The sequence below is a fragment of the Haloarcula rubripromontorii genome, assembly GCF_001280425.1.
In the GTDB taxonomy this organism is placed as follows: Archaea; Halobacteriota; Halobacteria; order Halobacteriales; family Haloarculaceae; genus Haloarcula; species Haloarcula rubripromontorii.
Genome location: NZ_LIUF01000002.1, coordinates 522,812 through 545,779 on the forward strand (window position 1 = coordinate 522,812; position 22,968 = coordinate 545,779).

27 protein-coding genes are annotated in these 22,968 nt (G+C 65.7%); 16 read left to right on the top strand and 11 right to left on the bottom strand.

What is annotated here, in order from left to right:
• Position 1 precedes the first annotated feature (1 nt).
• The 6 genes from AMS69_RS07830 (at position 2) to AMS69_RS07855 (ending at position 4,521) form a co-directional block, all read left to right on the top strand.
• Positions 2-646 (top strand): helix-turn-helix domain-containing protein, encoded by a 645-nt coding sequence (locus tag AMS69_RS07830; RefSeq protein WP_053967507.1) that lies wholly within the window; start codon positions 2-4, stop codon positions 644-646.
• Positions 647-688: 42 nt separating this feature from the next.
• Positions 689-1,147 carry a hypothetical protein gene (locus AMS69_RS07835; protein WP_053967508.1) on the top strand — a complete coding sequence of 153 codons (459 nt, stop codon included), beginning with the start codon at positions 689-691 and terminating at the stop codon, positions 1,145-1,147.
• Between the two features lie 77 nt (positions 1,148-1,224).
• A complete protein-coding gene (locus tag AMS69_RS07840; protein ID WP_053967509.1) occupies positions 1,225-2,013 on the top strand; it encodes a hypothetical protein in 789 nt (262 codons plus the stop codon).
• An 89-nt stretch (positions 2,014-2,102) separates the two neighbouring features.
• On the top strand, positions 2,103-3,038 hold the full coding sequence (locus tag AMS69_RS07845) for a sulfide-dependent adenosine diphosphate thiazole synthase (RefSeq protein ID WP_053967510.1): 936 nt from the start codon (positions 2,103-2,105) through the stop codon (positions 3,036-3,038).
• 128 nt (positions 3,039-3,166) lie between these two features.
• Positions 3,167-3,655, top strand: coding sequence for an HTH domain-containing protein (locus AMS69_RS07850; RefSeq protein ID WP_053967511.1), 489 nt, complete (start codon positions 3,167-3,169; stop codon positions 3,653-3,655).
• Positions 3,656-3,759: 104 nt separating this feature from the next.
• The gene (locus AMS69_RS07855) at positions 3,760-4,521 is read left to right on the top strand and encodes a DUF7001 family protein (protein WP_053967512.1); all 762 of its coding nucleotides are present in this window, start codon (positions 3,760-3,762) and stop codon (positions 4,519-4,521) included.
• A gap of 18 nt (positions 4,522-4,539) precedes the next feature.
• Here the strand turns inward: AMS69_RS07855 and AMS69_RS07860 are convergent, their stop codons facing one another.
• From AMS69_RS07860 to AMS69_RS19990, 4 genes are all read right to left on the bottom strand, one after another.
• On the bottom strand, positions 4,540-5,190 hold the full coding sequence (locus AMS69_RS07860) for a class I SAM-dependent methyltransferase (RefSeq protein WP_053967513.1): 651 nt from the start codon (positions 5,188-5,190) through the stop codon (positions 4,540-4,542).
• Positions 5,187-6,083 carry a thiamine-phosphate synthase family protein gene (locus AMS69_RS07865; RefSeq protein ID WP_053967514.1) on the bottom strand — a complete coding sequence of 299 codons (897 nt, stop codon included), beginning with the start codon at positions 6,081-6,083 and terminating at the stop codon, positions 5,187-5,189. Before AMS69_RS07865 ends, AMS69_RS07860 begins: the two co-directional genes overlap by 4 nt.
• Positions 6,084-6,115: 32 nt before the next feature.
• A complete protein-coding gene (gene dcd, locus AMS69_RS07870; RefSeq protein ID WP_053967515.1) occupies positions 6,116-6,703 on the bottom strand; it encodes a dCTP deaminase in 588 nt (195 codons plus the stop codon).
• Positions 6,704-6,794: 91 nt separating this feature from the next.
• A complete protein-coding gene (locus AMS69_RS19990) occupies positions 6,795-7,976 on the bottom strand; it encodes a PT domain-containing protein (protein ID WP_053967516.1) in 1,182 nt (393 codons plus the stop codon).
• 408 nt (positions 7,977-8,384) lie between these two features.
• Here AMS69_RS19990 and pth2 point away from each other — a divergent pair, with 408 nt between their 5' ends.
• The 3 genes from pth2 (at position 8,385) to psmB (ending at position 10,219) form a co-directional block, all read left to right on the top strand.
• A complete protein-coding gene (pth2, locus tag AMS69_RS07880) occupies positions 8,385-8,723 on the top strand; it encodes a peptidyl-tRNA hydrolase Pth2 (protein ID WP_053967517.1) in 339 nt (112 codons plus the stop codon).
• 69 nt (positions 8,724-8,792) lie between these two features.
• Entirely contained in the window at positions 8,793-9,527 is a 735-nt protein-coding gene (gene psmA / locus AMS69_RS07885) for an archaeal proteasome endopeptidase complex subunit alpha (protein ID WP_053967518.1), read from the top strand.
• A complete protein-coding gene (gene psmB / locus AMS69_RS07890) occupies positions 9,527-10,219 on the top strand; it encodes an archaeal proteasome endopeptidase complex subunit beta (RefSeq protein ID WP_053967519.1) in 693 nt (230 codons plus the stop codon). The genes psmA and psmB overlap by 1 nt, the downstream gene beginning before the upstream one ends.
• 56 nt (positions 10,220-10,275) lie before the next feature.
• Here psmB and AMS69_RS07895 read toward each other — a convergent pair whose 3' ends face one another.
• The 5 genes from AMS69_RS07895 to tenA form a co-directional block, all read right to left on the bottom strand.
• Entirely contained in the window at positions 10,276-10,671 is a 396-nt protein-coding gene (locus AMS69_RS07895) for a universal stress protein (RefSeq protein WP_053967520.1), read from the bottom strand.
• Positions 10,672-10,743: 72 nt separating this feature from the next.
• Positions 10,744-10,872: a hypothetical protein gene (locus AMS69_RS21060; RefSeq protein ID WP_274378002.1), complete on the bottom strand. Its 129-nt coding sequence runs from the start codon at positions 10,870-10,872 to the stop codon at positions 10,744-10,746.
• Entirely contained in the window at positions 10,869-12,377 is a 1,509-nt protein-coding gene (locus AMS69_RS07900) for a sodium:solute symporter family transporter (RefSeq protein WP_053967521.1), read from the bottom strand. Before AMS69_RS07900 ends, AMS69_RS21060 begins: the two co-directional genes overlap by 4 nt.
• Entirely contained in the window at positions 12,378-13,136 is a 759-nt protein-coding gene (locus AMS69_RS07905) for a TenA family protein (RefSeq protein ID WP_053967522.1), read from the bottom strand.
• Positions 13,133-13,792: a thiaminase II gene (gene tenA, locus AMS69_RS07910; RefSeq protein WP_053967523.1), complete on the bottom strand. Its 660-nt coding sequence runs from the start codon at positions 13,790-13,792 to the stop codon at positions 13,133-13,135. Before tenA ends, AMS69_RS07905 begins: the two co-directional genes overlap by 4 nt.
• 201 nt (positions 13,793-13,993) lie before the next feature.
• Between tenA and AMS69_RS07915 the strand changes: the two genes are divergently transcribed.
• The gene (locus AMS69_RS07915) at positions 13,994-14,917 is read left to right on the top strand and encodes a thiamine-phosphate synthase family protein (RefSeq protein ID WP_053967524.1); all 924 of its coding nucleotides are present in this window, start codon (positions 13,994-13,996) and stop codon (positions 14,915-14,917) included.
• 22 nt (positions 14,918-14,939) lie between these two features.
• On the opposite strand, the gene AMS69_RS07920 is transcribed toward AMS69_RS07915, so the two are convergent.
• Entirely contained in the window at positions 14,940-15,911 is a 972-nt protein-coding gene (locus tag AMS69_RS07920) for a C-terminal binding protein (RefSeq protein WP_053967525.1), read from the bottom strand.
• Between the two features lie 158 nt (positions 15,912-16,069).
• On the opposite strand from AMS69_RS07920, the gene AMS69_RS07925 reads away from it, so the two are divergent.
• Both AMS69_RS07925 and AMS69_RS07930 read left to right on the top strand, forming a co-directional pair.
• Positions 16,070-17,473: a short-chain fatty acid transporter gene (locus AMS69_RS07925; protein ID WP_053967526.1), complete on the top strand. Its 1,404-nt coding sequence runs from the start codon at positions 16,070-16,072 to the stop codon at positions 17,471-17,473.
• Positions 17,474-17,550: 77 nt separating this feature from the next.
• Entirely contained in the window at positions 17,551-18,900 is a 1,350-nt protein-coding gene (locus tag AMS69_RS07930; RefSeq protein WP_053967527.1) for an MFS transporter, read from the top strand.
• 13 nt (positions 18,901-18,913) lie between these two features.
• Here AMS69_RS07930 and AMS69_RS21065 read toward each other — a convergent pair whose 3' ends face one another.
• Positions 18,914-19,042 carry a hypothetical protein gene (locus tag AMS69_RS21065; RefSeq protein ID WP_255410195.1) on the bottom strand — a complete coding sequence of 43 codons (129 nt, stop codon included), beginning with the start codon at positions 19,040-19,042 and terminating at the stop codon, positions 18,914-18,916.
• A 147-nt stretch (positions 19,043-19,189) separates the two neighbouring features.
• On the opposite strand from AMS69_RS21065, the gene truD reads away from it, so the two are divergent.
• The 4 genes from truD to AMS69_RS07950 all read left to right on the top strand — a co-directional run bounded on the left by truD (position 19,190) and on the right by AMS69_RS07950 (position 22,932).
• The gene (truD, locus tag AMS69_RS07935; RefSeq protein ID WP_053967528.1) at positions 19,190-20,572 is read left to right on the top strand and encodes a tRNA pseudouridine(13) synthase TruD; all 1,383 of its coding nucleotides are present in this window, start codon (positions 19,190-19,192) and stop codon (positions 20,570-20,572) included.
• Positions 20,573-20,643: 71 nt separating this feature from the next.
• On the top strand, positions 20,644-21,339 hold the full coding sequence (locus AMS69_RS07940) for a phosphoribosyltransferase (RefSeq protein ID WP_053967529.1): 696 nt from the start codon (positions 20,644-20,646) through the stop codon (positions 21,337-21,339).
• A 340-nt stretch (positions 21,340-21,679) separates the two neighbouring features.
• Complete coding sequence (locus tag AMS69_RS07945; RefSeq protein ID WP_053967530.1) at positions 21,680-22,342, top strand: ribonuclease H; 663 nt, start codon at positions 21,680-21,682, stop codon at positions 22,340-22,342.
• Positions 22,343-22,671: 329 nt separating this feature from the next.
• Complete coding sequence (locus AMS69_RS07950) at positions 22,672-22,932, top strand: hypothetical protein (RefSeq protein ID WP_053967531.1); 261 nt, start codon at positions 22,672-22,674, stop codon at positions 22,930-22,932.
• Positions 22,933-22,968: the final 36 nt, after the last annotated feature.

A 22,968-nucleotide genomic window follows, 5' to 3' on the forward strand; every position in this document is an offset into this window, starting at 1 on the left:
TATGTACGAGGCGGTGTTCCGGGTGGCCGGTGACGGGACCTACGAGGCGGCGACCGACGGGACCGGCACGCGAATCGAACTGTGGTGTACCGACCACAGCGACCTCCTCCACGTCCGCGGAGGGGATGTCGAGCCGGTCGTCGAGCAGGTCCGAGAGACTGTCGGCGTCGCCGAACGCCTCGAAACAGACGACGGGCAGGTTTTGATCACAGAGGCGTGTCTGAAGGTCCACCTAGCGGATACCGTCGAGCACTATCTGGCCGACGAGGGGTGTCTGCTCGTGCCGCCACTTCGGTACGCGGAGGGGCACAAACTCGTTCGAGCGCTGGGACTCAGTTCCGAGGCGCTGTCGGCGGTGTACCGGTCGTTAGCGTCGGCGTTCGAGGTCACTGTCGAGTCGAAACGCGAGGTCGGGTCAGTGACGCCCGATGCGCCGCTGGTGACCGTTGGCGACGTGATACCGTCGCTCTCGCCACGCCAGCGCGAGGTGTTCCTGACGGCATACGAGCAGGGGTACTACGAACTGCCGCGCGGGACGACGACGGCGGCTATTGCGGACCGTGTTGGTGTCCAGCGCCGAACTGCGGAGGACCACCTGCGGCGCGCGGAAAAGAAACTGGCCGACGCGCTGGTGGGGTACCTGTAGCGACGGCGGGGTGTACTTCCGTGTCCGGGCTAAGGGCCGGGCATGGACCTCGACCGCTTTACCGACGACACGCCGGCCGACGACGCACCCGGCGGGGCCAGGGTCTGTGTTGTCGCCGCGCAGACGGAGACGTTCGAACGCTGCCAACAGGGCTTCTATCCGTCCCCGGAGTCGTATGACCGAACGACAGAACCGTTCGAGTACATGGCGTTCTACCGGACTGCCCCGGTATCGGCGGTCACGCACTACGCCCCGGTGACCGCCAGAACGGAGCAAACCCGTGGCGGCCCGGGACCGATGGACGCGAACGACTGGACCGCCCTCATCGATCCGTTCTCGGAGACGGACGATATCGTGGTGTTCGAACTGGGCGACCTCGTACCGCTCGAAAGTCCTGTCAAGAACGACCAGCATGGCCTCCGAGGCGCGTGGTACTGTACTATCGATGATCTTCGGACCGCCGATACGCTCTCGACGCTGGCTTCTACCGCGACTACCTGAGTAGCGTCCGACAGCCCACGCAACGCCCCGCTATCGGTGGCGAGGGTTCAAACGGGACGCGCCCGTACAGATGGCGAATGCTCATCTACCCATCGGTCCGAGACCACGGCGTCTCGCTGTGTGAGCGGGCCGGCTACGATGTGGCGGTGCGTGACGACAGCGGCGGACCGCCCGCGCTCGCGACACCGAACGACGACGCGGTCGGCCTCGTGGATGCCGCAGATCCGCGCCCAGTCGCTGTCGAACCGCTGACCGAAACCAACGTTGGCCCCGATGGACTCATTCCCCGGTTCGCCGATGCGGTTCGGGAGGGTCGAGACTGCCTGTTCGTGGTCCCGTCGACGGAGGCGATGGGAACGACACTGACCCAGATGGTCGCTACCATCCTTGGTGAGCCTAGCTGCCTCGCCGCCGACGGCCCCGACGGCCGGCAGTTCTACAACGGCCCCGACCGCGTTCCGCTCTCTGATGGAACCTACGCCTGTGCCCGAGCACCTGCCAGTGACCTCCAGTGGCGTGAGGTCAGAGTCGACCAAGGTCGGCCCAGACTCGAACTCGGCGTCGGAACCGAGGTGGTCGCCGTCCTCGAACACGTCGACTCGCTGGCCGACGCCGGCCGCCACGCCTTCCAGCACGCCTACCGCCGGGCCGACGACGGCCAGTTCGAGGTGACCGAAGGCGACGAGGTAGTCGAACGGTTCCCCGGCCCGACGGCGATGCGGCGGGGCGGGTATCCACCCGTGCCGATGCCGCTCGTTCCCGAACACCTGTTTCCAGCAGACGGCGACCGCTCCCGGTGGGCAGTTTGTCAGCCCGATGGCGGTACGGACGTATTGACCGCTACTGGACTGAGTGGCTGGGGCTGACGGCGGGTGCTTTTTGTGCTACTGTGTGGACAGGAACTGGTCTCTGCATCAGAACGACTATGTACCACCAAAAAATATCACTAGGTGGTATGAGCGATTCCGACTCATTCGAACAGTTCAGCGACGTCGGCGAGGCGGAAGTCACACGCGCCATCGGGCAGGAGTGGACCGAGGAGTTCATGGACTTCTCGGACTCCGACGTGATTATCGTCGGCGGCGGCCCGTCGGGGCTGATGGCCGCAAAGGAACTCGCCGAGCGTGGCGTGCAGGTGATGGTCGTCGAGAAGAACAACTACCTCGGGGGCGGCTTCTGGCTCGGCGGCTTCCTGATGAATAAGGTCACCGTGCGTGACCCGGCCCAGCAAGTGCTCGACGAACTCGAAGTCGACCACAAGCAGTCCAAGGACAGCGAGGGGCTGTACGTCGCCAACGGGCCGGAGGCCTGTTCGGGGCTCATCAAGGCCGCTTGCGACGCCGGCGCGAAGATGCAGAACATGACGGAGTTCACCGACATCGTCATCCGCGAGGACCACCGCGTCGGCGGCATCGTCATGAACTGGACGCCGGTCCACGCGCTCCCGCGGGAAATCACCTGCGTCGACCCCATCGCCGTCGAGGCCGACCTCGTCATCGACGCCACCGGCCACGACGCGATGGCGGTCAAGAAACTCGACGAGCGTGGCGTTCTCAACGCCCCAGGCCTCGAAGACGAAGCCAGCGGCATGGACCAGACCGACGACGACACCTACGGCGCGCCCGGCCATGACTCGCCCGGCCACGACTCGATGTGGGTCGGCGAGAGCGAGGACGCCGTCGTCGAACACACCGGGCTCGCCCACGACGGCCTTGTCGTCACCGGCATGGCCACGGCGACGACCTACGGCCTCCCGCGCATGGGCCCGACGTTCGGCGCGATGCTGGTCTCGGGCAAGCGCGCCGCCCAGGTCGCGCTGGACGAACTGGAAGTCGACGCCGACCCCGTCGACATCACGAGCCGCGACGCCGCGACCCCTGCCGACGACTGACGCTCCCTCCCTCCAGGCTTTTTATTCGCCCATCTTTTCCTCTCACACTTGACCATTCGGGACGAAATATCGCGCGCAAACCAACAATTAAGCGATAGGAGTGTAGAGATGCTAGCGATTCACAACCAATGTCCGAAGAGATGCAGCGGAGCGACGAACACAGCGACGAGGAGTCGGTCGGCGGCGAAATCGCGGTCCAGCTCTGGAGTCGACGCCCGGTCTGTGGCCCGCGGACGACAGCTATCGACCGGTTCACGGAACTCGCATCAGCGGGCGTCATCGACGACTTCGAGGTCCAGACGTGGCCCGAGGAGATTCCGGTCGCCCCCGAGAGCGAGCACGGCGAGGTACTGGCGACTATCGACCGGTACGAAGAGTGGGCACAGGAGCGCGGGCTGAGTCTCCGACCGCCGCTGGAGACACGGACCTCGTCGCTGCTGGTCGGTGGCAGCACGGAGGTCCTGCGCCTGCCGATGATTGCCGTCGCCGTCTACGCGGACGACGACCTGGCCGGCGTCTACCCGTGTACGGACGGTGAAACCACGTGGTCCGTCACCGATTGCATCGACGCGATGACGGCGGACCCGACCACACTCCCCCACGACGTGGGGTCGTAACTCGGCCCCCGACGCGGCCCGACCCCCGCTCTGACAGCGCCTGCGGTCGGCGCGAAGCCACGATACACAATTGGTATTACCCACCGATACCACTGTCGAATACAATGGAGTCCGTCACGCTGTACCGTGCCCCGACGACGGTCGCCGACGCCGACGCTGTCGCCGACTGGCTCGACGCGCGGGTCGCGGCGTCCGTCTCCGTCCGGGACCGGTTTCTCTCGTTGCGCGGCGACTCGGAGCTTGCGGAGTCGTTCGCACAGGCGCGGGTACTCTCGCCATACGACCGCGAGACCGGGAACACGATGCTGGGTATCGTCCGGTACGAGGAACGAGCCATCGACTCGCCCGAGCGGGCCGGCGGCGTCATCTACGACGGCTTGGCGGTCCAGCGGGCGCTCCACGAGCGACTCCCCCACTCCGAGCGGTCGCTCGACCACCTCCACGTCCCCCTGCTGGACCGCGTCGTCGGGACCTGGGGCGACCACGACGGCCGCTGGCACAAGCGCGTGCACGTCCTCGGCCAGCCCGCGGTCGTCTCGGTTCCGGGTCTGTACGAGGCCCCGGCCAAGCCCGAGCAGTACTACAAGGAACAGCAGAAACACGCCCTGCTCTCCGGTGGGGCACCGCCCCGGGAGGTACTCGAAAACGAGGTCGAGGGGGAGTTCCTCGTCGAGAACGACCCGCGGACGACCGACGCTATCAAGGGGTATGTCCTGCAGGCGTACCACTACCTCGACACAGGCGAGGCGTTCTGTGACGAGGAGACCTGCCGGCTCCATAATCCGCACCGCCAGCCAGGCGTCGTCGCCGCACAGCTACGGGAGCCCGAGTTCTGTCCGGCCCACGCCGAACGGTACCGGCTGTAGTGGTTCGGCCCGCGCCCGTCAGGGCACAGTCCCGCTTAGCAGGCCGAGGTAGCCCCCGGTGAGCGTCTCGTAGCGCCTGTCGACGGTCCGCGCCGTGAGTCGCTCGCGGGCCGCCCGCACCCGCCGCTCGAACGCGCTGGCGTGTGACCGCGTCGAGAGCCGCGTCCCCGGCGCGGAGAGGCGGACGAACCCCTCGAACGCGAGGTTCAGCGGCGCGGCGAGGGCGCTGGGGCTCCGCTGGAAGTTCAGCAGCGCGACACGGCCGCCCGGGGCCACACAGTCACACCACGCGTCGACGGCCGCCGCGGGGTCCTCGAAGATACCGGCGACGAACGTCGCCAGCACGGCGTCCGCCGCCCGGACGGGCGGTCGGGACGCATCGGCCTGCACGTAGTGGACGCCTTCACCGGTTCTCCTGCGCCGTTCGCCTGCACGGTCGAGCATTTCCCGCGTCACGTCGATGCCGACGACTCCACCCGCCGGCCCGACTCGCTCGCGGAGGTGAGGAACGTTCGCGCCCGTGCCACAGCCCATTTCGACGACGGTGTCGCCGGGTGCGAGCGCCAGCGCCTCCACCGTCCTGTCGCGCCATGCCGTCACACCGGGCGCATTCGCTATCCAGTCATACACCCGCGCCCACCGGCCGTAGAACGACTGCGCGTCGGTCACAGGATTTCGCGGGCGGTTTCGGCGACCGATACGGCGTCGTCCCCGAGCAGGTACACGACCGGCTCGATTCCCATCGCGCCGGTGTGATAGAGCACGTCGGCCGCTGGGTTGTCAGCCAGTGCAGTCGCGACAGCCGGTTCGACGCTCTCCTCGGCGTCGAACTCGACGACGGTCCGGCTCGTATCCCGTAACGCGGTGACGACGCTTTCGTCGTACCGAACGTTCAACACCGCGCGGGCGTCGCTGCCGGCGGTCCGTGCCGCCAGCAACAGCGTCGCGACGTGTTCGCTGACGCCGAACTCCGGGTCTGCCGGAATCGTTGCCCGCCCCTTCACGTCGAGAATCCGCCCCGGGACGGCCGCCACGTCTTCGATGCTGTCGGCGTCAGGGAGACACTGGACGAGGTTCGATCCCACCGCCGGGATCAGCGTCGCGAACCCGCTGGTGTTTTCCAGCACGCTGAGGCCGCGCCGCACCGACGCGAGCGTTCGTTCTGCTGACCGGAGCTGTGAGTCCGGGTCGTGGACGGCGAACTCGTCGTCGTAGTCGCCCAGTTCCGGGACGGCGTCCTCGTGTAGCTGTGCGAGGACGCCGCCCTGTTCGAGTTCGCGGATGAACACCTCCGTCTCGACAAGGGCTTGCACCGGACTCATGTCGCCGTCAGCCAGCCCGTCGGCCAGCCGCTCGACCAACTCTTCCAGCCCGCGGTGGGCCAGCAGGTCCTCGTGGCGCGCCACGTCGCCGTGGACGTACTTCGAGACCGCGCTCTGGCTGATGCCCAGCAGGTCGGCGACTTCTGACTGGGTCAGGCCACGCTCCCTGAGAGCGTCGGCCAGCAGCGAGCGAAACGTCGGCAGGAAGTCGTCGACGACGATCTCCTCGATGAACCGCATCTATCGCCGCCCCCCGCCGTGTGCCGCCCCGCTCATTGGTCGCCCCCGAATTCTCTGTCCCCCTGTATCTTGCTCGCCTGCGGCCCGGACTGGCCCTGATACTTCGAGCCGCGCTCGGCCCCGTACGGGCGGTCGGCCGGCGTCTTGAGTTCCGTGAACGTGAGCTGTGAGATCCGCATGCCCGGCGTGAGCGCAACGGGTGCGGTGCCGAGGTTCGACAGTTCGAGCGTGATCTGTCCCTCGTAGCCGGGGTCACACAGCCCGGCGGTCGCGTGTACCACAATCGCCAGCCGGCCCAGCGACGACCGGCCCTCGACGTGGGCGATGAGGTCGTCGGGGATGGCGACGCGCTCGTGGGTTGTCCCCAGCACGAAGTCGCCGGGGTGGAGAATGAACTCTCCGCCCTCTTCGATGACGGTCTCCTCGACGTAGTCTGCGACTTCGGCCTCTGAGTTCGGATGAATACAGGGAATGTTGGCGTGTTGGAACTCCAGGAACTCGCGACCGAGACGGAGGTCGACGCTGGCGGGCTGAATCTGGATGTCCGGGTCGTCGAGCGGCTCGACGACGAGGTCACCCTGTTCCAGCCGTCGGAGAATATCCGCATCTGAGAGTATCATGAGAGTGGCGTTTGCGGCCGCGGGCCTAAACCTCCCGGTTCTGGCCCACGCTCGACCGCATCGCGGGTTCGGCGCGAGAGCACTCGGTCCGCTACAGCTGCCGTCGTCGGCCGACAACTGTCATACCGAGCAGCGTGGTGCCGAACCCGAACAGCACGAGCGCCGACCGCCGCCCTGCCGACGAACTCGGCCCGCTGGTAGGCTGTGGGATACTGATGGTCAGCGTCCCGGTCTCGCCAGCGGTGAAGTTCCCGCTTGTGACCGTGTGCAGTTCTTGCTGGGGGACTTCAGAGTAGTTGAACGCCCCGGGCAAGGTGAAAGATGCAAGGTGGAGCGTCCGATTTGGCCCGTCCTCCGGAATGGTGAATTCCACGGTGACCTGCGTCGGGTCGTCAGGGTCGTCGAAACTAAACGACTTGCCGGTGATGGTGACGTTCTGCAGCTGCCCTGGCCTGTTCTGATGGAGAACAGAGGGGTTCTGTCTGACCCCGTCCTCGGAGTTTCCGAGTGCGGCCATCAGGTCACGGTCGTTCTCGCCGTAATACGGCGGATCAGGCGGTTCTTCGCCCGGTCCGAAGTCTACCTGCCAGTACACCGTGTCTTCCGGCGTCTTCGTGGGCTCCTCCGTCGGTTCTTCAGTTGGTTCTTCAGTGGGTTGTTCAGTTGGTTCTTCAGTGGGTTGTTCAGTTGGTTCTTCAGTGGGTTGTTCAGTTGGCTCTTCAGTGGGTTGTTCAGTTGGCTCTTCAGTGGGTTGTTCAGTTGGCTCTTCAGTGGGTTGTTCAGTTGGCGTCGGCGTCGATGGCACCGTACAAAAAGCTAGGAAACTAATTCCCTGCTGTGACGTAGCTGTTCCCGATGTTGCCGCCGGATCCAGTTCGTTTGCTTGGTTTATGTCGCTCCCGCCGCCAGACTTGACAACCTCGACATCGACGGGGACTTGCGATGTCCACTCGACTTCAGTTGGTCCTTCGGACGGGCCTCCATCATACGCTATCACATTGAACGTGACGGCGTCGCTTGCTCCCTTCTCGAAGACGAATCCGAACCCGTCATCGGTCGATTCCCAGTTGTACTTCGCCAACAGGTCCTCGCCCGGGGCACAGGGCTGGGACGGGCTCCGGTCGTCAGTCTGTACCAGAAACGACTGTGCCGATGGAGTGACCTGTCCCAGGCCGACGCCTGCGACGGCGACTGTCGTCCCGACGACGAACAGCGTGATTACGGCCGTGACGGCGATGAATGGGATATCGACACCCCCTGAGTCGTCACTCATTGACAGACTCCCCGGCTGTTGTTTGGCCTGAGCTATACAGCCCCCCGGCTACACTGCGTTCGATTGGTAATACTGATGACATCGGCCATTAGTAACAAGGGGTGTTTTTTCGTTAATACCCAATTTCTGCCAGTAAGGCGATACTTCGGCTCGTGTCTTGGTCGGAGATGAGACGCCGACTGAAGCTCCCGTGGCTGACACAGGGCGTTGGCTCCGTTGGAAAGACGAGACACGGCAGTTTGTCAGCGTCGCAAACGTTGGTGAGTCAACAGTGATCGGTATGACTCTCGGACACACCAGCCAAAGAATCGTCAGGGATGTCCTCGGCCACGGCGTATGTACTCTGTGGTATGTGCAACCGTGGAGGGAGTCCGACGGGAGTTTAAGTACGGGTGGCCATGTAATCATATGAAGCAGGCTATCGTCGCGCGGGCCGACCTCGGTATGGGTGAGGGCAAGCTCGCCGCCCAGGTTGCCCACGCCTCGCTGTCGGCCTACGAGGACGCCGGCCCGAAGCCCCGGAAAGCCTGGAAGGGCGCGGGCCAGAAGAAAGTCGTCCTGAAAGCCACGAGCGAGTCCGAGCTGTTCGAACTCGCGGACGTGGCCGAGCGCGAAGGCCTGCCGCATGCGGTCGTCCGGGACGCCGGCCACACACAGCTCGACCCGGGAACCGTCACGGCGCTCGCCGTCGGCCCCGCCGAGGACGAGCTGGTGGACCGCGTCACCGGCGACCTGCCGCTGTTCTGAGGGCAGCGGCTCGCGATACGGTTATATAAGAGCAACCCTAACCTCAGGTGAACAACAACACGACACATTATGCAAGGAAACGAACAACAGGCCTACGACCGCGGGATTACCATCTTCTCCCCGGACGGACGCCTCTATCAGGTCGAGTACGCACGAGAAGCCGTCAAGCGCGGAACCGCAAGCGTCGGGGTCCGCACCGAGGACGGCGTGGTCATCGCCGCGGACCGCCACGCCCGGTCGCCGCTCATCGAGCGCGACAGCATCGAGAAGATTCACGAAATCGACTCACACGTCGGCGTCGCCAGCGCGGGCCACGTGGCTGACGCCCGGCAACTCATCGACGTGGCGCGCCGACAGGCCCAGGTCAACCGCCTGCGCTACGACGAGCCGGCCTCCGTCGAGTCGCTGACCAAGGAAATCACGGACTACATCCAGCAGTACACCCAGACGGGCGGCGCGCGCCCGTTCGGTGTCGCGCTGCTGGTCGCCGGCATCGAGGCCGGCGAACCGCGCCTCTTCGAGACGGACCCGTCGGGGACGCCCTACGAGTGGCAGGCTGTCGCCATCGGCGGCTCCCGCGAGGACATCCAGTCGTTCCTCGAAGACGAGTACGCCGAGGGGATGGACCTCGAAGGCGGCATCGAACTCGCGCTCCGGGCGCTCGCGTCGGTCAACGACGACGGCCTCGACGCCACCGGCGTCGACATCGCCACAATCGACGTCGAGACCGAGCAGTTCGAGAAGCTCTCGGAGGACGACATTGCCGAGCGCCTCGAAGAGTTCGAACTCGGAGGTGAGAACTGATGTACGACCCCGAGAACCGACTGACTGACGCCTACGAACCAGAGGTCGGCACGCTCCCGAACGAGGACGGCGGCCGCGACGAGGAGAACGTCGTCAAGACCGGGACGACCACCGTCGGCCTCTCGACGGAGAACGGCGTCGTCATCGCGACGGACCGGCGCGCCTCTCTCGGTGGCCGCTTCGTCTCGAACAAACAGGTCCAGAAGGTCGAGCAGATCCACCCGACGGCCGCGATGACGCTGGTCGGCAGCGTCGGCGGCGCACAGTCGTTCATCCGCTCGCTGCGCGCGGAGGCCGACCTCTACGAGGTCCGCCGGGACGAACCGCTCTCGATCCACGCGCTGGCGACGCTGGCGGGTAACTTCGCACGCGGCGGCCCGTACTTCGCCATCAACCCCATCGTCGGCGGCGTCGACGAAGAGGGCAGCCACGTCTACAGTGTCGACCCGGCCGGCGGCGTGCTCGAAGACGACTACACCGTCACCGGCTCCGGGACGATGGTCGCGACGGGGACCATCGAGGGGCAGTACGACCCTGAGATGAGCCTCGCCGAGGCTCGTGACCTGGCGATCCGCGCGGTCAACGCCGCAGCCGAGCGTGACACCGGATCCGGTAACGGTGTCGTGCTCGCCGAAATCACCGACGAGGGCGTCGAAATCGACGCCTTCGACGACTACGAGTCGGCCGAATAGCTCGGCTCCCTCAGTTTTCGGTTTCTTTGCGGTCAGTTGTCCCCAGCAGTTGCTGCTCAGTCTCGTGGCACGACCCGCATCGGATAGTCCGACTGCCGCATGATATCTTGGGCGACGCTGCCGAAGATGAGTCGGTCGGTCTGGCTCCGCTTTCGCACGCCGATGACGAGTTCGTCGGCATCGACCTCCTCAGCGATGTCGAAGATATCCTCGGCCGGGCTGTTCCCCCGGATTATCTGGTAGGTTTCGACAGACACCTGCTCGCCCAGTCGGTCAGAGACGACTTTGAGTGCGGCCTTGCCGTCGGCGACCGCCGATGACGACGTGCTGTCGCCGCCGCGCTGTGAGTTGACCGCGTAGACGCTGTCGTCCGGGTCGAGGACCCCTTCGAGGTACGAACACAGCGTTTCGCTGACTGTCTCGGAGTTGGTCGCGAGCACGAAGGTCTGCATACGCCGGGGTGCGCCCGCCGTCGTTATAAGTGTGTTTCTAGTTACCAATACACGCACTCCGGCGGTCGACCGTCACTCCGTCACGACCAGCCAGCAGACCGCCAGAAAGACGGCGAGGACCACGAGTATCGACCCCCAGACCAGCGCGCCGAAGGCCGTCGAGCCCAGCGCGGCGAGGGGGAGCGTGGCCGTCGCGGTCATCGTTCGGACCCCCCGTCGGCTACCGGGTCGTCGAGCGCCCGGACCTCTCGTCCGAGGTCGTCGAGGTCGGCGTCGGCCCCGCCCAGCAGCGTCGCCGCGACGGTGAGTGTGGCTGAGACTAGCGTCGCGCCGGCGAAGGCTATCAGAAACGACGGCGCTGGCAGCATACTCCCGACGCCAGGCACGGCGGCGACGAGGCCACGGAGCGACGGGAAGTACGTGAAGCCGACGAGTAGTCCTGCAATGCCCGAAACTACCGCGCCCGGGCCGGTGAGCCGCTCGGTGTAGAGACCGGCGAGGAAGGGCACGAAGACGCCGGCGGCCAGCAGGTCGGCTGTCAGGAACAACTGGAGGACGCTGTACCCCTGTGCGCCGATGAACATCGCGGCGAGCGCGACGGCGACCGTCAGTCCGCGCCCGCCCAGCCAGAGGGTCCGCTGGTCGGGGTCGTCCAGTAGTCGAGCGAGGTCGGCGGTGACGACGCTGGCGATGGCGTTGAACATCGTGTCGGCGGAACTCATCACCAGCAACACGGCGAGGACGACGACGGCCAGCGTCACCCACGCCGGGAACGCCTCCGCCACAACGAGGAAGAAGGCGATGCTTGCGGACCCGGACTCGGTGAGTCCCAGCCCCGCCGCGGCGATGCCGAACAGCCCGGACAGCAGGAGCATCGGGACGACGACGACGGCGGCGATGCCCAGTCCGCGACGGAGAGCGCCCTCCCCATCGGCGGCGTACACCCGCTGCCAGACGCCCTGGTTCAGCATGTTCGCGCCCAGCAGAGCGAACGCGACGTACAGCCCGAACTCCAGGCCGGGACCGAACCCGGGGTCTAACAGCGTCGGGTCGGCCGATACTACCGTCGCGTGGAGTTCGCTCGTCCCGCCCAGAGCGAGGAGCGCCCCGCCGAAGCCGACGGCCAGCAGCGGCAGGATGACCAGCGTCTGGACGGTGTCGGTGACGATGCTGGCGAGCAGGCCGCCGTAGGTCGTGTAGACGAGGACGAAGCTGCCGATGAGCAGCGAGGTCTGCCAGAGCGGCACGTCTGCGACGAGTGCGAGCGCGCCAGCGATGCCAGTCATCTCCGCGGCGAGGAAGATGAACATGTAAAATACCGAGACCAGCAACACGAGCAGGTACATCCCGGAGCCAAAGCGGGCGTAGGCGAACTCTGTCAGCGAGTGTCCGGCGGGCATCACCTCACGGATGCGAGCGCCGACCGGAATAAAGAGGACGAGCGGAACCGCGCTGCCGATGGCGTAACCCAGTACGGCGGGCAGCCCACCGAAGGCGGCCCCGGCCTCGGCGGGGCTCAGCAGAATCCAGACGCCCATCATCGACGCGATGACCGTCGCGGCGAGGGTCCCGCTGCCGGCCGAGTCGCGGGCCGAGATGTACGTCTCCACCGAGTCGATGCGACCGCGGGCGGCGAAGAGACCGACCCCGGTGAACACCAGAACGGTCGCCGCGGTCAGCCCGAGGGCCACAGCTGCGGAGACCATCTATGGGCTCACCTCGGCGTCGGCCGTCGCCTGAGTCCCTTCGTAGGCCGTCTCGAAGAACTGCCGTTCGAGCGCGACCGTGCGGTCGAACAGCGACGCGACGCGGGCTTCGCGGCGCGGTGAGAGCGTCGGCCCGACGGCGTCGAGTTCGCCCCGGAGCCAGTCGACGAACGCGACGAACGAATCCACGGCGTGGAGGTCCACCCACTCGGCGAAGTAGAAGGGCAGCCACATCCCGGCGCTGGGCGGGCCGTCCGGGTCGCCGTGGGTCGCGGCGGCCGCCGTCGCCCACGATTCGTATATCCACTCGGCAGGGACGAGCACGGCCAGCGTCTCAGCGTAGCCGCCCTCTCGCGCGGCCCGACCCAGCAGGTCGACGAACGCCGCCGTCGTCTCCGTCGGCTCGGGGTCCTGCCAGCGCGACTCGTCGACGCCCAGCGCGGCGAAAGAGCGTTCGAAGTAGTCGTCTTCCTCGTCGGTCACGGTATCAAGGAACTCGACGAGGCGGCGCTTGGCCGCCATGTCCGGGGCCTGCCCGACCGCGTGGCCGAACGTGCCGACGAGTTCGCCGACGAAGGCGTAGTCCTGTACCAGATACTCGGCGAACGCGTCTTCGTCCAGCGTGCCGGCCCCGAGTTCCTCGACGAGCCGGTGCTCGACGGCGGCGTCCCAGTCCGGCTGACTCTGCTCGCGGAGCCAGTCGGTGAATCGTGGCTCATCGGTGCGCTCGGCGTAGGCCGCGTACGTCTCGGCCGTCATAGCTCCCACCCCTCCTGCGTGTAGGCCATCTCCCAGAACCGGTGTTCGAGCTTCGCGCTCGTCAGGAACGCCGCCTCCATGGCGTCGTGCTGGCCGGGATACCGTTCGCCACAGCGGTCGACGTACGCCCGACACCAGCCTGTCGCCTCGCGGAAGTCCTCACTGGTGTACATCTCGATGAACGGTGTGTACCGGTGTTCGCCGTCGGCCAGGTCGGCCATGTGCTGGGCGACATCGAGATAGCCCTGCATGCAGGGGTACAGCGCCGCGGCGATTTCGGCCTCGTGGCCCTCGTAGGCTGTCCGAACGAGGAAGTTCGTGTACGCCAGACAGGTCGGGGCTTTCTCGGTCGACTCCAGTTCACGCTCCGAGAGACCGTACTCCGACGCAAACTCCCGGTGGAGGTCCATCTCGGTGTCCAGCACCTGATGGGCGACCCCGAGTAGATGCGTCATCGTCGACTCGTCGTTTGCTGTCGCGCCGGCGAGCGCGAACAACCGTGCGTAGTCCTGCAGGTATCGGTAGTCCTGTTTCACCCAGTGTTTGAACGCCGCCTCGTCGAGCGTCCCGTCGGCCAGTTCGCGGACGAACGGGTGGTCCTTCTGTGCGTCCCAGATGTTCTCGCCGATGTCGAGCAGGTGGTCGCTGAACGCCATTGGTAGCGGATACAACAAACTCCGATGTATTATATCCTGCTAATACAACTAGGTTGTAAATTTGGAGACGAGCGGCGCGCGCAGTGAGCTGTAGGTGCTGGGCTTCTCTGGTCTGTCACTGCTGGCAGTCACGACGATGCAGCCGACCGACAGCGTCCGTAGTCCCAACTGCTAAGCGAGCTACGCCCGTCACTCCCAGCAATGACACTGCAGTTACCGAGCGAAATTGTGGTCGAGCGGTTTCTCCCGACGGCCCGGGCGATGCTCGCCACGAGACTCGACGAGGAGGGCTGGACGCAGCAGGAGATCGCCGACCAGCTCGGCGTGACACAGGCCGCAGTGAGCAAATACGGCAGCGGCTCGGTCACCATCGAGGAGCGGTTCCGGGACGACGCACGGATGCAACAGACCATCGAGCGGATCGCTGACGGGCTGGAGGCGGGCGAGATGGACGAGTATGCGGTGCTGAACGAACTGCTCACTCTGGTACGGGAGTTCGAGGACCGGGGCCCAATCTGTGCGGTCCACGAGGAGGAGATGCCGGCGCTGCAGGGAATGGGCTGTGACCTCTGTGTTCGGGGGACAGACACCGCAGTACAGGCGGAACGGACTGTGCTGTCGTCGGTCCGGCGGGCAACGCGGCTGCTGGCCGACAACGAAGCCGTCGTCGACGCCATCCCGAACGTGGGGATGAACGTCGGCATGGCGCTGCCGGACGCCGAAGACGCGCTCGACGTGGCGGCAGTTCCCGGTCGAATTCACGACCTTCGGGGGCGAGTCAACGTACCGTCGAACCCCGAGTTCGGGGCGTCGGAACACGTCGCCCGGACGATACTGACCGCGATGGCGGTCGATCCCTCGTGCCGAGCGGCGCTCAATCTGACGACCGACGAGGCATTTCTCGATGCTGCCCGGGGACAAGGTATCGAGCCGCTGAAATTCGACGCCGGCTACGAAGACCGTAACGAACGGCTCGAAGCCACCTTCCGCGAACGCGGCGCTGTTCCGCGCGTCATCTACCACGGTGGCGCGTTCGGTATCGAGCCGATAACCTACGTCTTCGGTGAGTCAGCGGTCGAAGCTGCTGAACTGATGATCGAGCTTCTCGACGCGGCCGACTCCTGAACTGTTTCGGCCGCCGAAACCGTCAGAACCAGCCGGTCTCGGGGTCGACTGGGTTCTCGGGCTCCGCGCCCCGAAGTACCCGGATGACGTCTTCGGCCACGGTCTGTGTCAGTTCGACCCGGGACTCTTCGGAATACCACGCGACGTGCGGGCTACAGACGACGCTGTCGAGGTCATGGAGCGGCGAGTCTCCGGGCGGTTCTGCCTCGCGCACGTCCAGTCCGGCTCCGCCGAGGTCGCCACTGACGAGCGCGTCGTACAGCGCCGTTTCGTCGACGAGTCCGCCTCTGGCCGTGTTCACGAGCAGCGCGTCGTCGCGCATCCGGTCGAACGCGCCCGCGTCGACCATCCCCCGTGTCTCGTCGGTCAACGGGGCGTGTAGCGAGACGATATCGGAATCGGCCAGCAGCGTCTCGAAGGTGACTGACTCGACACCGAGGTCCCCCATCCGGTACTCGGGCACGTATGGGTCGTGGGCGACGACATCGACGTCGAACCCCCGGAGCTTCGCGGCGAAGCGACTTGCGAGCTTGCCGAAGGCGACGAGGCCGACGGTGCTGCCGGCAAGACACCGAATCGGCTGGCCGACAGTCCACTCCCACTCGCCACGCTTGACTGAGCGGTCGAACGTCGGTATCTTCCGCAGGCAAGCCAGCACGAGCGCGAACGTATGAGTCGAGACCTCCTCGACAGAGTAGTCCGGGACGTTGACCACCGTCACACCGGCATCGACCGCGGCTCGCACATCGATGTTGTCCACGCCGATGCCGGCCCGGCCCACCACTTTAAGCGAGTCCCCGGCTTCGACGACCTCGGCTGTGACCTGCGTGCCGGCGTCGACGATTAACGCATCAGCGTCCTTCACTGCGCGTGCGACGGCAGCTGGTTCTTTCGCTGCTATCGTTTCGACGGTCGCATCAACCGCATTCAGCACCGCCGCCCGTGTCTCCCCGTCCATCACTTTCGTGTCAGAGACGACGACTTTGTGAGACATACTCTGGCTTTCTCTGCCTCAAAAATAAAATCATCTGTCAGATCGGTTCAGTCATCGAAACCGCGTCACTGTGCCACTACTACATCCCGGTGACCGGCACAGAACTGACAGAATAGTCGCAAACTTTTATGATATATTCGTGAGGAGGTGGCAACAGTATGTCGGCTGGTAACACAGGAGAGACAGCGCTCGAACGTATCGGCTATCGACTCTCTGCGTGGGTGGAACGGTGGATGCCAAGTCCGTTCCTGTTCGCGCTCATCCTCAGCTACGTCGTGTTTCTGGCCGGCGTCGGCCTCACCGGGTCCGGACCAGTCGAGATGGTCCAGTTCTGGTACGACGGCTTCTGGGCCTTCCTGACGTTCTCGATGCAGATGGTCCTCATCCTGATGACCGGCTTCGTCGTGGCGTACCACCCGCGCGTCAACGCCGGCATCCGCCGGCTGACAGAGCTACCCAGCACCGGAAAGCAGGCGGTCGTCCTCGTCGGACTGTTGACGATGCTGCTCGGCTGGGTCCACTGGGGACTGAGCCTCATTCTCGGCGCGATCTTCGCCCGGGAGATGGGCAAGACCGCCCACGAGAACGACATCAACGTCCACTATCCGGTCCTCTGTGTCGCGGGCTATCTCGGTCTCGGCCTCACCTGGCACTGGGGGCTGTCCGGGTCCGCGCCGCTCCTGCTCGCGACGGAGGGGAACGAGTTCATCCAGCAGGGCGTCATCGACGTTGTCGTCTCCGCCTCGGAGACCATCTTCCACCCCTACGGCCTCATTCTTACCGGCCTGTCGATAGCCTACGCGCTCGTCGTCCTCTACGTCATCACGCCGACCGGCGACCAGGCGCGGGGCATCACGCATTACATCCCCGAAGACGACCTGTTCGAATCCGCGAGTGACGGTGGCGTGGAAGCGACTGCGACCACCAATCAGGTCCCGGCCGAGCGAATCAATCACAGTCGCGTTCTCGGGGGGATTATCGGCCTGACCGGTATCGCGCTGGTCGCCTCGCAGTTCGTCCAGTCCGGCATCGACGCGCTCGGGCTGAATATCGTCAACTTCGGCTTCCTGACGATTGGTATCTTCATCTACATGGACCCACAGACCTACCGGGAGAAGTTCGGCGAGGCGGCGACCGCCGCCTCGGGCATCGTGCTGCTCTTTCCGTTCTTCGCCGGCATTCAGGGGATGATGGCCACCTCCGGGCTGGCGCAGTTGATGGCGAACGCGCTCATCTCGGTCTCGACGCCACAGACGTTCCCGGTTATCGCCTGGCTCACCGGCGCGACGGTCAACATCTTTGCTCCCTCCGGCGGCGGCGAGTGGATCATCCTCGGCCCGCCGATTCTCGAAGCCGCGCAGAACCTCGGGGTCCCGGCCGGTCAGGCGACGATGGCCTACGCCGTCGGCGACGCCCACACGAATCTCCTGAACCCCTTCTGGGCGCTGCCGCTGCTCGCTATCACCCGCATCAAGGCCCGGGAAATGTTCGGCTATGCCATCGCAATGTTGCTCGCGCTGACGCCGTTCCTGGCTGTCGTCCTGTTCGTCCTTCCGTACTGAGACGGAACCGGCGGGACAGCCGAGGCTGATTGCCTCTTCTTCGAGCGTTAAGTTGTTAGAGAAACTGCACTCCGACAATGGCAACTGGGACGGGAGCCGAGGAGGACGTAGACCTTCTCGACTCCTTTCGGCAGTTCTTCGCCTTAGAGCGGGACGTGCTCGTGTTGTCGCTGTCCATGCTGGCGTTTAGCCTCGCGTTCCAGATGACCAGCCGGTACATTCCAGAATACATGCGGGTTCTGGGGGCCAGTGCCGGCGTCATCGGCCTGTACGGCAGCGTCGGGAACCTCATCAGCGCGGTGTACCCCTATCCGGGCGGCGCGGTGTCGGACCGCATCGGCTCGCGGCTGGCGCTGACTGTCTTCGCGACGCTGGCGACAGCCGGATTCGGTATCTGGTATCTTGCCTCGGTCGTCGGCGACATCCCGGTCGGCCCGGTGACGCTGCCGGCCTGGACGCTCGTGTTCGTCGGCCTCTTTCTCGCACAGGCCTGGAAGTCCTTCGGGCTGGGTGCGACCTTCGCTATCGTCAAGCAGAGCGTTCCGCCGGGGCGACTGGCGATGGGGTTTGCCAGCACGGAGATGTTCCGCCGCATCGGCTTCCTGCTCGGACCGCTCGCCGCCGCGGCACTGCTTGCGACGACTGCGACCTTCGTCGATGGCTTCCAGCGCGTGCTGCTAGTCGCGCTTGCCTGTGGCGTCGTCGCCACTGTCGCCCAGCACGTCCTCTACGACGCCAGCGAGGACACGCTCGGCAAGTCCTTCGAGGGCATCGACCAGATACGCGCCGACCTGCGGACGATGCCGGCGACGCTCCGGCCGCTGCTGGTCGCCGATACGTTCGTCCGGTTCGCCAACGGCATGGTGTACGTCTTCTTCGTCATCGTCGTCACGGAGTTCCTCTCTGTGGGGTTCACCGGCTTCGGCGTCCAGCTGCGGCCCGACGCGTTCTTTGGCGTCCTGCTGGGCGTCGAGATGGTCGTCGCAATCCTCTCGATGGCCCCCGTCGCAAAGCTCACCGAGTGGGCTGGTCTCAAGCCCGCCGTCGCGCTGGGCTTTTTCGTCTATGCCGTGTTCCCGCTTCTCCTCATTTTCGCGCCGGGCGACCAGTGGGTGCTGGTGCTGTTGTTCGCGTTCTCCGGCCTGCGTTTCGCCGGCCTGCCCGCTCACAAGGCGCTCATCGTCGGCCCGGCAAAACAGGATACTGGCGGCCGCGTCACCGGGACGTACTACCTGCTCCGGAATACGCTGGTCATCCCCAGCGCTGCGCTCGGTGGCTGGCTCTACGGCAGCGAGTGGGCCGTCTCCATCGGTGGCGTCGTGTTCCGGGCCGGCCCGGAACTGGCCTTCGGCGTCGCGACCGTTGTCGGGCTCGTCGGTGTCGTTTACTTCATCGCCTTCGGCCGGGAGTTCGAGGCGTACGAATGAGCCGCTTGCCGACCTACCATTCCTCGCGCGGCGGGAACTCCTCGCCACAGCGCGGGCAGTACCGCATCGGTGCGCGGGACTCCTGACCGTCTCTGTCGAACGTAATCTCTCGTCCGCAGCTCTCACATGCTAGCTTTGGCATCGTGGTGCTCTCCGGTCGCCCGCATAGCCACGACCTGTGGCTAGATAGGATATGTCCTGTGATAACACTAGGTATCGACTGAGAAACGGACCCACGCCGAGTCCGCAAGCGCCACGCATAAGCGCCGAGCCACGAACTACTCGACCAATGCGAGAAGCCCACCCAATCGAGCGAGCGGTCGGCATGGAGTACTACGTCAGCGACGCCGATGGGGTGGGCGGCCGCCTCCGCGCCGCCCCGGCGGACTTCCGCGTTCGGGAGCTGGAGGCGTTCGACACCGAGCCGGCCGACGCCGACACCGGCGCGTACCCCCATCTCGTCTTCCGGGCGGAGCTTCGCAACTGGGAGACCAACGACTTCGCCAGCAAACTGTCGGACAAGCTGGGCATCTCCCGCGAGCGGGTGTCGTGGGCGGGGACGAAGGACAAGCGCGCGGTCACGACCCAGCTGTTCTCGGTGAAAGGCGTCGCGGCCGAGGACCTGCCGGAAATCGGCGGCACGGACATCGAGGTCATCGGCCGTGCCGGCCGCCCGATTCTCTTCGGCGATTTGGCGGGCAACGCCTTCGAAATCGTCGTCCGGGACACCGAGAACACCGACAGCGCCGCCAGCGTGGTGGCGGACCTCGAAGCGTTCGCCAGCGGGGACGACCCGACGGCAGGTGAGGGCCGCTCCAGCGACGCCGCGCTACCGGACGGCGACACGACTGTCGGCGTCCCCAACTACTTCGGCCAGCAGCGGTTCGGGTCGCGCCGGCCGGTCACCCACGAGGTCGGGCTGGCCATCGCCCGCGGCGACTGGCGTGAGGCGGTCCTCGCCTACGTCGGGAACCCCCACGAGCGCGAACCCGAATCGACGCAAGCGGCGCGGGCCTACGTCGACGAAACCCACGACTGGGCCGGCGCGCTGGATGAGCTCCCGGGGGCGCTGGGCTACGAGCGCTCTATCTGTCACCGGCTGGTCGAGAACGGGGCCGACGAGCCAGCGGACTTCCGCGACGCGCTGGAGGCCCTGCCGTCGAACCTCCAGTCGCTGTTTGTCAACGCCGCACAGTCGTACGTCTTCAACCGCATCCTCTCGGAGCGACTGGAGCGGGGCCTGCCCTTCGACCGCCCGGTCGAGGGCGACGTGGTCTGTTTCCGCGACAGCGACGCGCCCGAGGACTTCCCGATTCCCGACGCCGACCGGACCCAGCAGGTCACGGCGAAGCGGCTTTCGACCGTCGAGCGCCACTGCGAACGCGGGCGGGCCTTCGTCACTGCGCCGCTGGTCGGCACCGACACCGAACTCGGCGGCGGCGAGCCGGGCGACATCGCCCGCGAGGTCCTCGACGACGTGGGTCTCGAACAGGGCGATTTCGACCTCCCCGGGGCGTTCAACAGCGACGGGACGCGCCGTGCGGTACTGCTCCGGACCGACCTCGGCGTCGACCGCGACGGCGACGACCTGACGTTCTCCTTCTCGTTGCCCAAGGGGAGCTACGCGACGGTGCTGCTCCGGGAGTTCCGGAAGGGCGACCCGGACGCGTAGCGAGCCGGCCGGCGGCCGGCAACTGATGCGGAATATGCAACGGTTAAGTCCGGCCACACACGCCATCTCGTATGGGCGAGCTACCGGACGAGTTTTCGTGTACCATCACCGACTGGGAGTACATCTACGGCCTCTGTCGCGACGTGGCCGACGACGTGAAAGCCGCCGAGTTCGAGCCCGACGTGGTCGTCGCGCTGGCACGGGGCGGCTGGTTCGGCGGGCGCTGTCTCTGTGACTTCCTCGGGCTGGACGACCTGGCGAGCCTGAAAGTCGAACACTACGTCGGGACCGCGGCGAAAGGCGAGGAGGCACAGATAAAGTACCCGCTGGCCGACGGCGCGGTCGAGGGCAAGGACGTGCTGGTCGTCGACGACATCGCCGACACCGGCCAGTCAATCGAGACGGCCGCCGAGTGCGTCCGCGACCGCAACCCAAGCAGCGTCCGAACGGCGACGCTCCAGTTGCTCCAGACCAGCGACCACGAACCGGAGTTCGTCGGCGAGCGCCTCGACGAGTGGACCTGGGTCGTCTACCCCTGGAACTTCGTCGAGGACATGGTCGAACTCGTCTCGGGCGTGATGGAAAAGAGCGACCAGGAGACGCACACGGAAGCCGACATCCGCCGCCTGCTGCGGGAGTACCACGGCGTCAGCCGGACGGAACTGGAAATCGCCCAGCCGGACCGACTGGGCGAGGTGACCACGGAGATGGAACGGCGCGGCGTCGCCGAAGCGGCCGGCGACGGCTGGCGACTCGCCGACGACTGAGCCGCCGGCTACGGACCGCTAGCCGGTCGCCGTCGCTAGTCGCGACAGCCCCGCTCTCGCAGTCAGCGGCGACGGGTACGGCCGTCGTCCCGGACGTACTCTAACGCGCTGACGAACTGTTCTTTGTCGACCCGGTCGCCAGACTCTTCGAGCCGCTCCCGGATTTTTGTCGGAGTCATGTGTATTGATAGCATGGTTCTAAGACGACATAACTCTTTCTCACCTGCTAACAGATTCGGCCAGTCCCGCGCGTATCGCGGGACTGGCCCGGACCAGCGCGCCGAGACGACCACCCCCGTCCGGGGAATATATTTAATACCCTGCTTACCCAACGGAAACTATGGCCGCTTACGGCCGGCCGTCACTTCGAGACCTGTTCGATGAATCACCGACGCCGCACATCGCGCACCCGCCGCGGAGTCACCATCGAGACTTCTACATCGCCACAGACGGGTCGTTCAGACCCCACAACGGCACGACATCGACCGCCAGCGGGTCGAACGGCCCGACAGGCGGGCTGGGTGTCGTCGTCGAGACCCTCGACGGTGAGCGCGTGGTCAGGCTGTCGGTCCCGGATACCTGTCCCGACAACAACGTCGCGGAGTATCGGGCGCTCCATCTCGGGCTCGACGTGCTGGCGAGACGGGCCCCGCCCAACGCCCGCGTCGGCTTACTCATCGACCACGACCAGCTCGCCGAGAACGTGAACGCGGAGGTGCTGGCCTCCCACGGCTCCGCTTACGACCCGCCACACTCCGTGTCGGTCCCGCCGGCGACAGGGCTACACTGGCGCGGGATTCAGGCACGTATCAACGGCTTCGGCGAGGTCCGTGCCGCGCGGATCTCCGGCGACCGCAACCCCGCGCATCCGCTGGCGAACGCGCCCGACCAGTACGCCCACGTCAACGGCGAACCGGATCGGTGTGTTCTCCCCGACGCGCCGACCGTAAACGAACGCGTCCCGCCGCCGTCGCGCGCCGAGCGCGGCGGGGCGTCGGACTAACGGCCCCCGATCGGTCCCGCCGACCGGCGACCTGCTGTTCTCTCGCATCGTTGCCGACAGCGCCGCGTCAGCACTGGATTCCTTCCAGTCCTGCCATCTGAGTTCGGGATACTTACATACAGCGGCGACCCTGAGAGATTTGACGGCCACAGTAAGAGCGTGTCGCAGCGGGTTGCTTCGAGGTGCTATATCGGTCCCGTTTCACGGGAGATTATCTCAATAAGTTATGCAGATAGCGTAGCGAGTCACGGCGTACGTTTGGGGAACGTCACACAGACCAAATTTTATGTATTAGAAATGGGATAGTATACAGTGGGAGGTGAGTTACGTTGAGTACCAGAACTAACGGACCAGACGGTTTCGGCGGACAGTACGTCGACCAGCTGTTGCCGCGTCAGTCGCCGACGCGGCACGACCTCGTCCTCGCCGTCATCCCCGCGGTGTTCGTCCTCACACTTGTCGCCGCGGTCGTTCTGGACCTCTCGCTTCAGGTGGCAGTCGCTGTCGGCGCACTCGTTGGCGCTGTGGCGGTCATCGATGCACTCTTTATCCACCCACCGACCCGCGGTCGACGGCGAGGCGGTACGTGACATCGCGTTCCGGCGACAGGCCTGAACGCTGAGTTT